The organism is Bradyrhizobium sp. AZCC 2289 (assembly GCF_036924615.1).
Classification (GTDB): domain Bacteria; phylum Pseudomonadota; class Alphaproteobacteria; order Rhizobiales; family Xanthobacteraceae; genus Bradyrhizobium.
In genome coordinates this window covers 7658618-7670567 of record NZ_JAZHRY010000001.1, presented here as the reverse complement: position 1 = coordinate 7670567, position 11950 = coordinate 7658618, and the positions used below count along the sequence as shown (strand labels likewise).

The following is an 11950-nucleotide window of genomic DNA, read 5'->3' as shown; positions in this document are numbered from 1 at the left end:
GCGGCCATTCAGACCAAGTCAGCTTTTGACCGCCCCTCAACGGACATATAACTCGACGCGAAGCGTCGTCACGAACGAGCAACGGGCAATCCTGCTTGGAATGCGCAAAATTGTGGGAGCGCTTCAGGGCCTTTTTGCGGGTCGAGAGTTGCCAAGAATTGATCCGCGATCGGTCGCCACCGGTCTGGATAAAGCAGCAGCAAGTGGCCGTTGCCTGGAATCCCGTAGAATAACTCGAAGCGCGCGCTGCCGCCGGCCGCTGTGAACGCATGATAATATTCGCGGATCAGCTTCATCGTAGAGGCGGTCGTTGTCTGCATAGAACCAAAGCTGCGGGACCTTTGTCGGCCGCGCCCAGGCCAGCATTCGCATAGTACGGTTGGTGACCGGTCCATATGGGTACCAGCCGCCGGAGAAATTCACCACACCCATGACCTCACTCGGCTTGAGACCAGCATAGTGGATGGAAAGAAACCCGCCGCGCGACTCCTCGCCAATCTCGGTTCACGAGTTCGTGGCCTGAATTGTTATGGAAATAGCGCTTGGCGCCTGGCAGCGAATTTCACTCCGTCTTCTCTATATTCCAGAAGACCGGCGTAGCCGGTCCGCCGAGTACGCCGGTGAGCGATTTCCGCCACGCGCTGGGCTGGAGAAATTGTCCGAGCGGGACAAGAATCGCTTGATCGTAGACTTCCTTCTGGATGTCGGCAGCGATCTTCTTCTGCTCCTCCGGTGACAGCGAACGCGCAAAGGCGTCCTTCAGCTGTTCGATCTTGGCGTCTTCCGCCCAGCCGAACCAGCCGCCGTTCCTGCCTCTGCCGCCGATGGAGACACTGGCGATAGGGTTCGCCGCGTCGGCGCTGGTGAAATTGGTGAAGAACATATTCCAGCCGCCTTCCTTCGGCGGCTTCTGGCTCGCGCGGCGGGAGACCACGGTTTGCCAGTCGGTCGCCTGCAGATCGACCTTGAAGCCGGCATCGCGCAGCAATTGCGCCGCAACGACCGGCTGCGCCTTCAGCGACACCACATCGCCGGGCGCCAGAATCACGATGGGCGTGCCGTCATAACCGGACTCAGCGAGCAGCTTCTTCGCCTCCGCCATGCCGTCGCCCTTCACCAGCGTCTCCGAGCCGACATCGGTGGCAAACGGCGTGTCGCAGATGAACACGGCACCGCAAATCCGGTAGTATTCGGGATTGCCGACCAGCGCATCCAGAACGTCCTTCTGGTTCAAGGCCATGAAGGCGGCGCGGCGCACCTTGACATTGTCGAACGGCGGATAAAGGAAGTTCATTCGCCCGCCCGTCTGGAAGCCGAACTTGCTCAGGGTATCGACCTTGATGTCGTTGTTGGCGGCCAGCATCGGCAAGATATCGAAAGCCGGAACTTCCATGAAATCGATATCACCTGACTGCAGCGCGTTCGCCGCGGTCTGTGCGTCCGCCATCGTGATCCATTCGACGCGGTCGACCTTCACGACCTTAGCCCCGGCGGTCCAGCTCGGTGGCTCCTTGCGCGGAACATAGTCGGTGTTTTTCTCGTAAACCGCCTTCACGCCCGGCTGGAATTGGGCCTGCACGAACTTGAAGGGGCCCGAGCCGATCTGCTCCTTTATTTGCTGTCCGGCCGGGGTTTCCGCCAACCGCTTGGGCATCATGAACGGCGCATAGGATGAAGGCTTCCCGATCGACTCCAGCACCAGGCCGTAAGGCTCCTTCAGCTTCAGCGTGATGGTTTTGGCATCGGTCGCTTCAATGCTGGCGGTGAAGTCCATCAGCTTCTGGCCCATGCCATCGTTCTTGCCCCAGCGCCTCAACGACGCCACGCAATCCTCCGCCGTGACGGGCGTGCCGTCATGCCACTTCAGCCCATCGCGCAGCGTGAAGGTATAAGTGAGCTTGTCGTCGGAAACCTTCCAGTCCGCCATCTGCGGCTGGATCTTGAAGTTCGCATCCATGGCCAGCAGCGTGTCGTAGACCATGTAGCCGTGATCGCGCGTGATGTAGGCGGTGGTGAATCCGGGATCGATGATCCGCAAGTCGGAATGCATCACGGCGGTGATGGTCTTGGCATCCGCCGGCGGAGACACGCCGAGCCAAGCCGCGAGCGCGCCCGCGGCCAAATACAAAAGACGTCGATGAGGAAGTTTCATAGCGCTCCTGACACCACAATTGTGCAATTCCCGTGCCCGGGAATGGGTCGCGGTTCCAGTTTAGCACAGATCGGCGCCTGTTGAGGACGAGCCCGGCGCATTTATGGGGTTCATCATTGTAGCGCCGCGCCACGCGATGACGGTCATCGGCTCAAGCCCCGAATGAATGACCTTCCATCACGCCGATCGCGCACGCGGGGTATGCCACAGGCAGCGTTGTTGCCGGTCCGAAAATCTGCCTCTATGGGTGTCGCGACGGCCCGTACGCGGCCGGTGCCACGCGCCTCCGAAAGCTGATGCCGGCTTTGGGTGGAGTTGGCCTTCGGCATGCGGGAGTGGCGACATGGCTGGCTTGGTAATCACTGGTGGCCGGGTGGTGGATCCGGCCAGCGGAATGGATGCCGTCGGCGATGTGGCGGTGCTGGATGGCCGGATCGCCGCCGTCGGCATCGGGCTCGGCAGCGCCGAGCGGTCGATCGACGCGACCGGACTGGTCGTAGCTCCCGGCTTCATCGACTTGCACGCGCACGGCCAGTCGATCCCGGCCGACCGCATGCAGGCGTTCGACGGTGTGACGACGACGCTCGATCTCGAGGCGGGAGTCTTGCCGGTCGCATCCTGGTATCGACGCCAGGCCGCCAAGGGACGGGTGCTGAACTACGGCGCCTCCGCCAACTGGGCGTTCGCGCGCATCGGCGCGATGACCGGCTCCAACGCGGAAAGCTCGCTGGATGCGTTCGGCAATGCCATGCGCGATCGCCGCTGGATCGAGAACGTGGCCAGCGAGACAGAGGTGGCCGGCATCCTCGAGCGCCTTGCAGGCGGGCTGGATGAGGGCGGCATCGGCATCGGCATCCTCAACGCCTATGCGCCAGGTGCCGGCGTGCAGGAATTGACTGCGGTGTGTCAACTGGCGGCGGCGCATGATGTGCCGACCTTCACCCACGTCGCCTACATGTCCCGTATCGACCCGGAGAGTGCCGCCGAGGCCTATATCCGCCTGATCGGCTATGCCGGCGCCACCGGCGCGCATATGCACATCTGCCATTTCAACTCTTCCAGCAAAACGGACGTGGAGCGCTGTGCCGTGCTGGTGGCCAAGGCCCAGGCGCAGGGGCTTCCGATCACGGTCGAAGCCTATCCCTACGGCACCGGTTCGACGGTGCTTGCGGCGGCGTTCTTCAGCGACTCCGAATTCGAAGCGCGCAACGGCACGGGCTACGATTCGGTGCAGCGGGTGACCGACGGGCGCCGCTTCCGCGACCGGGAGGAACTACTTGCGGCACAGGCCACGGAGCCCTCCACGCTGGTGCTGTGGCATATCCTGGATATCGAGAACAACTCGCACCATCGCGACCTCCTGGATATGTCCGTGCTGTATCCCGGCGGTGCGATCGCGTCTGACGCCATGCCCTGGACGTTAGCGGACGGCCGCACTTACACCGGCGACGCCTGGCCACTGCCCGAGGACGCGACGTCGCATCCACGTTCGGCGGGTTGTTTCACGCGCTTCATCCGCGAGTGGGTGCGCGAGCGGCGGGCCGTGTCGCTCCTCGAAGGCATCCGCAAGTGCACGCTGATCCCGGCGGAGATTCTCGGCCCCAGCACACCCGCCATGCGTTCCAAGGGAAGGCTGCAGCCGGGCGCGGATGCCGACATCGTGGCCTTCGATTTCGAAACGCTCACCGACCGGGCGACGTTCTCGGCGATGAATCGTCCGTCGGAAGGCGTGCGTCACCTGATCGTCAGCGGACAGCCGCTGATCACGGATGGCGTGCTGGATGTGGCGGCGAGGCCCGGCCTGCCGGTGCGGCGGACCGGTGCCGGTCGCTGAGATGTCCGTCCCGGTTGTGCTCGTGGCCGGATTCCTCGGGTCGGGCAAGACCACGGTCGTGAACCATTTGCTGGCGCATGCCGAGGGCAGGCGGATTGCCGCCGTGGTCAACGATTTCGGCGCGATCAACGTCGATGCGGAACTGATCGCGGGCGCCGACGGCGGCGTCGTCAGCCTGAGCAATGGCTGCATCTGTTGCTCGCTGGAAGGCGATCTGCTGCGTACGCTGGCGCTTCTGCTGCGGCGCGATCCGCGGCCGGAGCTCATCGTGATCGAAACCAGCGGAGTGGCCGATCCGACGGACGTCGTGCGCAACCTGATGGACCCGGTGATCTGGCGGGAGGCGCCGTTGGAAACGGTGCTGTGCGTGGTGGACGCGACCAGTCCTGTGGCCATGCTGGACGATGCGCTCCTGCGCGCTCAGGTGCGGGCGGCCGACGTGGTGGCGCTGAGCAAAGTGGACCTCGCGGACCCTGCGAACCAGACACAGGTGCGCGATGCTGTCCGGGCGATGCGTCCGGCGGCGGTGCTGGTCGATGCTCCGCATGGCGACGTTCCCGCAGCGCTTCTTTTCCCTTCGGGCGCGGATCGTGTGCCGGCACCGCGCGAGCCGGGGCGACGACGGCCGGCGGCGGATCGGTTCGAGACGCTGAGCTGGACGTCGGAACAGCCGGTGTCGTTATCGCGGTTGCAGCTGGCGATCGGTCGGCTCGCGCCGAAACTGGCGCGGGCGAAGGGGCTGTTCGAAACCGTGGAGCAGCCCGGCAGGTTGATGGTGTTTCAGTTTGCCGGCGGGCGGGCGACGCTGGCACCGGGCGGGACGCCGACAGCGGGAATGCCGCGGACACGGATCGTATTCGTTGCCGAGATCGGCGTCCTGTCGAGCGCCGAGATAGACAGGATCATGGAAGGATGCATCGAAGCTGGCGCGAAGTGAAGGAGCGCGTTTTGGTCGCGATGCTCGTTACCGGAACTGCATGGATGTCTCTTCGTGGCACTTAGCCGAACCTTGCCGATTCGCTGATGTCCGCTTTGTGCCAGAAGCGGCCGATCAGGAACGGAATTGGTGAGACCACGACGCATTTTCTCATCACTTCCCTTGAGCCCCCTGTCATCAAAGGCCGCTAGGGAAATCTTGCTGGCACGCCCGCCGAATGAGACTGGTAACAGACTGATCGCCAAGTCATTCGGCCATATCATTCGGGAGCTGTGCTGCGAAGCAAGCGGCTCCCGAGCGGCCCTCTATCGTGTTTCAATCTTCTGTCGCGGCATATCATCCCCACCAAAGGCGACATCTGCGACCTCCCATCCTCCCCCGAGGGCGCGATAAAGATTGACGAGATACGTCGCGATCTGTGTGTCGCTGTCGGCAAGATCATTTTCGCTCTGCAGCAACTGAGCTTGTGCCGTGATGACATTCAGGAAGTCGATCGCCCCCTCCGAGTAACGTTGCCTGGCGGCTTGCAGAGCGGCCTGATTTTCAGTGACGGACCGGGCGACGTGGCCGCGCCGTACTTGCGCTTCGCGATAGGCCGTGATGGCGTCGTCGACCTCCTTCCAGGCCCGCAACACGGTTTTCTGAAAGATGATGGCGGCCTCCCGCTCTCGCGATTCGCCCAGCGCCAAGGCACCCCGCAACCGTCCCCCTTCGAAGATCGGAATGGAAACGGACGGCCCCAGAGCGAATGCGGTCGACGTCGGGGAGAACAGATTGGTCAGGTGCAAGCTTTCCACGCCGACGGCACCGTTCAATGTCACGTCAGGATAAAAGCTCGCCGCCGCGACTCCGGTCTGCGCCGTGGCTTCATGCAGTCGTGCCTCAGCCTCGCGCACGTCCGGCCGGCGGCGCACCAGCGTTCCGGGCAGGCCCACCGGAACCTTGTGCGGCACACGCGGCAATATTTGAGAGCGATGCAACTCGGCCTCGAGCACGCGCGGAGCATAGCCCAGCAAGAGTCCGATAACGTTAATGAACTCCGCCTCCTGGGTACGCAGTGGCGGCAGGGTTGCGGCGATGGTGGCCTGTTGAGCCCGGGCTTGCGCCAGGTCGAGCGTCGTGGCGACTCCGTCGCCGAAACGCTTGTTCACCAGGTCCACATTCTCTTCGGCAAGGCGAAGATTGCGTTTCGCGATCCCAAGACGGTTCTGGGTTCCGCGCAATTGCATGTAACCTTGCGCCAGTTCGGCGACCGCCGCGAGCGCGACGCCGTGCCGGTTCTCCATGGCCGCCAGGGTGGCGGCGTCGGCGGCTTCCACCGCCCGTCGAACGCGACCGAACAGATCCAGTTGCCATGATGACGTCAAGCCATCCCGGAACAGGGGATATTCCAGCGGCGCGCCGGGTCTAGGGACGAGCAAGGAGAGCGTGCCGTTCGGGCTCTGGCGATTATAGGTACTTGATGACTGTCCGTCGATCTGCGGCAATCCCTGAGAGGCTGCGACCCGGCGCTGCGCCATGCTCTGGATCACGCGTTCCGCCGCCGTCTCGAGGTCCAGGTTTTGCGATACCAGCCTTTCGACCAGCGAGGACAGCTGAATATCCCGGAAGCTTTTCCACCAGGCTAAGTCGACCGCGCCCTCGACTGTCCGGCTGGGCACGCTTCCGCCAGCTAACGCCGATCTCCTGGGTGCTTCTCTTATCTCGGGGCTCTGGAAGTCCGGCCCAACGGTGCAGCCGGTCAGACCGATGCCTAACATCGGGCCGGAGAGGTACGCCGCAAGACGTAAGGCACGCACCAGTTAACGCCCGGTCACGCGATCGGTTGATCTGCGCTGTTCGTCCACGACGTCCTCCAGTCCCGTATGAATGGTGGTCTCGACCGACAGGCCCACGCGCAGGAGCTTAGCCAAAGGTTGCCCGGGCGTCACGACGATCTTGACCGGCAGCCGTTGCACGATCTTGGTAAAATTGCCGGTGGCGTTGTTGGGCGCGATCGGTGCAAAGGCGGTGCCGGAGGCCGGCGGCACGCTATCCACCGTCCCTTTGAGGTCGATGTCGTAGGCGTCAAGATGGATGGTTACGGGCTGGCCGCTGCGGACGTGCCGCAGTTCCACTTCGAGATAGTTCGCTTCGATATAGACCTGATCGAGCGGCACAACGGTCATCAACGTCGTGCCGGGGGCGACGTAGTTGCCGGCCTGCACGGACCGCTCGCCCACCATGCCCTCGATCGGCGCCCGAATCTGCGTGTAGGACAGATTAAGCCTGGCCTGTTCAAGTCTGGCCTCGTCGGCCTTGAGCGCTGCCTCCGCCGCGGATCTCTGGGCCTTGAGTACATCCAGTTGCCGGCGTACCGCATCGAGCGACGCTTCGGCACTATCCAGCGAGGCCTGACCCTGCTGAAGCGTGCTGTCGGCCTCCTGGTGCTCCCGCATGGTGCCGGCTCCCGTCGTGGCGAGATTGTCGTAGCGGCGCGCGTCTGCCTGCGCGAAAGCAAGCTTGGCGCGCGCCGACGCAACGGCGGCCTGTTGTTCTGCCACGATCGACGGCTGGCGAGCCACGGTGGCGCCGATCTCATCGAATTGCGATCTGTCGCGTGTGACCGCCGCCTCGGCCGCAGCCACGGCGGTCCTATTGTCGCGCGGGTCGAGCGTTGCGAGTACTTGTCCAGTCTTGACGACATAGTTGTCGTCAACCGGCACCGTGGCGACTTGACCGGAGATGCGCGGTGAGATCGTGGCGTAATGGACCATTACATAAGCATCAGCCGTCCGTACGTCCGGGTGAGGCCGAAAAATGATGTACAAGACCACCGCGGCAAAGATCGCCACGACGAGTCCGACCACAACGAAGGGCCGGCGCGGCAGAGGTGCGGGAAGCTTATCTGCTTCCTGCACCTTGCGGTCCGTCGACTCGCCATCCTTCTGCTGAGATGAATCGTCGTTCGTGTGCGTCGGGGCCGGGTCTGACCTTTCGCTGCGCTTCGACTCGGCAGGCCGCGTCTCGAGTTCGGCTACATCCTCTGCCATGCGGGTTCCCTAATGCTCTGCAAAATGGATGCGCGGCGGCATGGCCCGGACCGGCAGTGTCATCACCACGACCATCAAGAACACAGTCACGGCTCCGAGGATCAGGTAGGTGTCACTCGTAGATAAAATCGTTACCTGCTGCTCGACGACGTGGCTCAAGGCCTGCAGGCTGCCCGGCACGCGCAGGCGCCCGTCGGACATCAACGGTGGCGGATATTGCGGCAGCACGCCATTGCTCTGGATCACGCGCCAGCGGTCCTGGCCGGCCTCATCGACAATGCGGTCGGAATGCAGTGCGTTGCGCCAACGATCGATCAGTTCCAGGAACCATGCGCCCGTTGCCTCCGCGATGGCTCGGGATGTATTCAACAGCGCAGACGCGAGAGGGCCGTCCGCCGGGCCGGTAACGGTGTTGGTGGCCTTCATCAGAAGTGGCATAACCACCATCGGCTGACCGATCGATTGGAACAGTTGCCAGATATAAAATTGATCTCGGTTCCAATAGACCGTGAGGAAAGACGAACCGATGCAGGATGCCAGGATGAATCCCAGCCCGACGATCGTGACAAGACGCGAATCTACCTGCTTGTAGTCCAGCAACAGCGCCATGGCGGGCAGCATCACCAGCTGCAACGCGGCGATCTCCAGCGTGATCAGGTTGGACTGCAGCGGCCGGTAACCCTGGACTTCCCACAGGTATCGTAGAGGCACGGTGGAGCCGGATTGGCTGATGATCACAAAGAGGAACAGACCGAGCACGCCATAGGCCAGATTACGCCGGCCCAGCATCTGCAATTTTAGAAGCGGCAGAGGGTGGAACCATTCATTGACGAGCAGCAGCGGGATGGTGATCGCGCTCACCAGAGCCAGGACGCATATGACCCGTGAGTTGAACCAGTCCAGCCGGTCTCCCTGATACAACATGGTGCTCAAGGCGCCGACCCCGATCACCAGCAGCAGCGCGCCGCGCCAGTCCAGCATCCGGAGCCGCTCATATTTCGGCTGGTCCTGGTCCACGCAGTACCAGACGAGCACGCCGGCCAGCGAGCAGAGTGGGATCGTCTGCAAGAACACGAAACGCCAATCCACGATATCGGTCCAAAGCGCAGCCACCGTCTCGGCCAGCGCGGGCGTGAAGGTCGCGGTCAAGGCGTAGACGGCCAGGCCGTAGAGCCGAATCTTCGGGGTGAGAATGCGAAAAGCCGTGGTCATCACGAGAGGAATGATCAGGCCTCCCGCGAGCCCCTGGAGCAGCCGCAGAGCATCGATCGCCTCGATGTTCGGGCTGAACGGGATCAGCACGCTCGAAACCCCGCAGAGCGCGATCGCAAAAAGCGTCCAGCGCCTTAACGTAAAGGTCACCAGCAGCCAGGGCGAAATCGCCATGCCGATGATCTCGGCCGACACATACAGGCTTTCGATCCAGGTTCCGGCATCGTGGCTGATCCCGAGTGCACCGCGGACGTCGCTCAGCGCGACCGATGTAACCTGGTCGTTAAACTCGGACGTTATCGCAGCGATGAGAGCGCCACAAAGGCCTAACAACGGCTTGATATCCATGAGCTATGACAACTCTTTTTCAATCAGTCGTGATTGCAAGCATCTTGCGGCCCATTCGGCCCGCCGAAGGCATTTATGATCAGTGGCGCGATAGCGACGGTTTGAACGTACGTCGCCGATCTTGCGGATCAATAATAGCGATGACGAAGACGTAAGAATATTAAATCCCTTTTTAATCGATCCTTCCGGCGCGGCGTATCATGCTCCTTGTGCACGGGCATCGCGGGCTTGCACAACAGGAGAAGCGAAATGACGCTGGCGGCTGAGAAGACGTTCGCAGTCGAAGGAATCCACATTCCCGACAGTAGCCTCGCCCGTGAGATCACAGAGCTCGTCCGGGATACCGAGTCCGCACTGCTGTTTCACCATTCGAGGCGTGTCTACTACTGGGGTGCGCTTGCCGGAAAGCGTCGCTCGCTGAAGTTCGATCGCGAACTTCTCTATGCGGGTGCGATGTTTCACGACATGGGCCTGACGCCTGCGCACTGCAGCGCCCATGAACGCTTCGAAGTCGACGGCGCAAACGCCGCCCGCGATTTCCTCCGCAGCCACGGGGTTGCGCAGCGCGACATCGATACAGTCTGGACCGCGATCGCTCTGCACACGACGCCGGGCATCCCGCAGCACATGCACCCCGTCGTCGCCCTGGTGACGGCCGGAGTCGAGATGGATGTGCTGGGGCTGGCCTATGCCGAATACAGCGACGCTGAACGTGAAGCGGTCGTGCGCGCGCATCCGCGCACCGAACACTTCAAGGAAGACATCATTCAAGCGTTCTACGACGGCATCAAACACAAGCCCGAAACGACATTCGGCAACGTCAAGGCCGACGTGCTCGCGGACAAGGATCCCGCTTTCAGGCGCGGCAATTTCTGCAGCGTGATTCGTAGATCGGCCTGGAGGGCCTGACGGTCCGCGAATTCGACCCGGACTCGACGGTCCAGAGTGAAACCCAAAGGAGATTGAGATGGCCTCCAATTCCAACCGTGGCGTTGTCTACCTCAAACCCGGCCACGTCGAAGTTCAGAAGATCGACTTTCCAACCTTTCGCAATCCGGCGGGAAAAACGATCGATCACGGCGTCATTCTCAAGGTGGTAACCACAAATATCTGCGGCTCCGACCAGCACATGGTTCGGGGCCGCACGACTGCGCCGGCCGGCATGGTACTCGGACATGAGATTACCGGCGAAGTGATCGAGAGGGGTCGGGACGTCGAGTATCTTGAGATCGGCGATCTTGTGTCGGTCCCTTTCAACGTCGCATGCGGCCGCTGCCGGACTTGTCGAGAGGGTGACACAGGCGTCTGCCTTCACGTCAACTCCGATCGTGCCGGAGGCGCTTATGGATATGTCGATATGGGCGGATGGATCGGCGGGCAAGCCGACTATGTGATGGTGCCCTACGCGGATTTCAACCTGCTCAAGTTTCCGGACAAGGCGCGGGCAATGGAAAAAATCCGCGATCTGACCTGCCTGTCCGATATTCTGCCGACCGGATTCCACGGAGCGGTCACCGCCAAGGTCGGCGTCGGATCGACGGTCTATGTCGCCGGCGCCGGGCCGGTCGGCCTCGCGGCCGCAGCGTCCGCGCGCATCCTGGGCGCAGCAGCCGTGCTGATCGGAGACATGAACCAGGAGCGGCTCGCCCACGCCAGGAAAGTCGGCTTCGAGCCGATCGACCTCACCAGGCATGATCGCCTGGGCGAACTCGTCGCCGACGTGCTCGGCGTTCCAGAGGTCGATTGCGCGATCGACTGCGTCGGCTTCGAAGCAAAGGCGCAAGGATCAGACGGAAAGACCGTCGAAGCGCCTGCTGTCGTGCTCAACAGCCTGATGGAGATCACGCGGGCAGCCGGCGCGATCGGCATTCCCGGCCTGTACGTAACGGACGATCCGGGCGCGCAAGAACAAGCCGCCAAGCACGGCAATCTCAGCCTGCGCCTCGGGCTAGGCTGGGCAAAGTCCCATGCCCTTCATACCGGCCAGACGCCGGTTCTGAAATACAATCGGCAGCTCATGCAGGCGATCCTTTGGGACAGACTGCCCATTGCTGAGATCGTCAATGTCAAGGTGATTGGTCTTGAGCAGGCCCCGGACGGCTACAAGAACTTCGACGCCGGCGTCGCGAACAAGTTCGTCATCGATCCGCACGGACAACTCTCCAAGGCTGCCTGATACGCGAGGCTGCCTAAGATCCGTGCGATTCGCAAAAGGCGCCAGTGGCGGGCCATTCTGCGAGGATCAGGGACCTTTTCTCTGACAGCGGCAATGCCTGGCTGGCGACGCAGTGCTAATCGCACCCGTCTCCAGGCGAATTCCCTGCTAACAGGGAATTTCGCGATTTCAGGGCCCCGAGATCCAGCTTCGGGGCAAGAAACGGCTATACTGCAACGTCTTTTCGTGAAATTCCCTACGAAATTAACAGGGAATTTCT

9 protein-coding genes are annotated in these 11950 nt (G+C 62.3%); 4 read left to right on the top strand and 5 right to left on the bottom strand.

Annotated elements, in window-relative coordinates; translation table 11 throughout:
* Positions 1-68: 68 nt before the first annotated feature.
* Both V1289_RS36310 and V1289_RS36305 read right to left on the bottom strand, forming a co-directional pair.
* Positions 69-296, bottom strand: a complete 228-nt coding sequence (locus tag V1289_RS36310; RefSeq protein ID WP_334403425.1) for a hypothetical protein — start codon at positions 294-296, stop codon at positions 69-71.
* Positions 297-562: 266 nt separating this feature from the next.
* Positions 563-2152: an ABC transporter substrate-binding protein gene (locus V1289_RS36305; RefSeq protein WP_334403423.1), complete on the bottom strand. Its 1590-nt coding sequence runs from the start codon at positions 2150-2152 to the stop codon at positions 563-565.
* 343 nt (positions 2153-2495) lie between these two features.
* Here V1289_RS36305 and V1289_RS36300 point away from each other — a divergent pair, with 343 nt between their 5' ends.
* A complete protein-coding gene (locus V1289_RS36300) occupies positions 2496-3986 on the top strand; it encodes an amidohydrolase family protein (protein WP_334403421.1) in 1491 nt (496 codons plus the stop codon).
* Between the two features lies 1 nt (position 3987).
* Positions 3988-4923 (top strand): CobW family GTP-binding protein, encoded by a 936-nt coding sequence (locus V1289_RS36295; protein ID WP_334403419.1) that lies wholly within the window; start codon positions 3988-3990, stop codon positions 4921-4923.
* Between the two features lie 305 nt (positions 4924-5228).
* Here V1289_RS36295 and V1289_RS36290 read toward each other — a convergent pair whose 3' ends face one another.
* From V1289_RS36290 to V1289_RS36280, 3 genes are all read right to left on the bottom strand, one after another.
* Complete coding sequence (locus tag V1289_RS36290) at positions 5229-6683, bottom strand: efflux transporter outer membrane subunit (protein ID WP_334407814.1); 1455 nt, start codon at positions 6681-6683, stop codon at positions 5229-5231.
* Positions 6684-6725: 42 nt separating this feature from the next.
* On the bottom strand, positions 6726-7757 hold the full coding sequence (locus tag V1289_RS36285; RefSeq protein WP_442896114.1) for an HlyD family secretion protein: 1032 nt from the start codon (positions 7755-7757) through the stop codon (positions 6726-6728).
* A 207-nt stretch (positions 7758-7964) separates the two neighbouring features.
* Positions 7965-9515, bottom strand: a complete 1551-nt coding sequence (locus V1289_RS36280) for an MFS transporter (RefSeq protein ID WP_334403415.1) — start codon at positions 9513-9515, stop codon at positions 7965-7967.
* 249 nt (positions 9516-9764) lie between these two features.
* Between V1289_RS36280 and V1289_RS36275 the strand changes: the two genes are divergently transcribed.
* Together V1289_RS36275 and fdhA are read left to right on the top strand one after the other, a co-directional pair.
* Entirely contained in the window at positions 9765-10424 is a 660-nt protein-coding gene (locus V1289_RS36275; RefSeq protein WP_334403413.1) for an HD domain-containing protein, read from the top strand.
* A gap of 58 nt (positions 10425-10482) precedes the next feature.
* Positions 10483-11691 carry a formaldehyde dehydrogenase, glutathione-independent gene (fdhA, locus tag V1289_RS36270; protein ID WP_334403411.1) on the top strand — a complete coding sequence of 403 codons (1209 nt, stop codon included), beginning with the start codon at positions 10483-10485 and terminating at the stop codon, positions 11689-11691.
* Positions 11692-11950 lie beyond the last annotated feature (259 nt).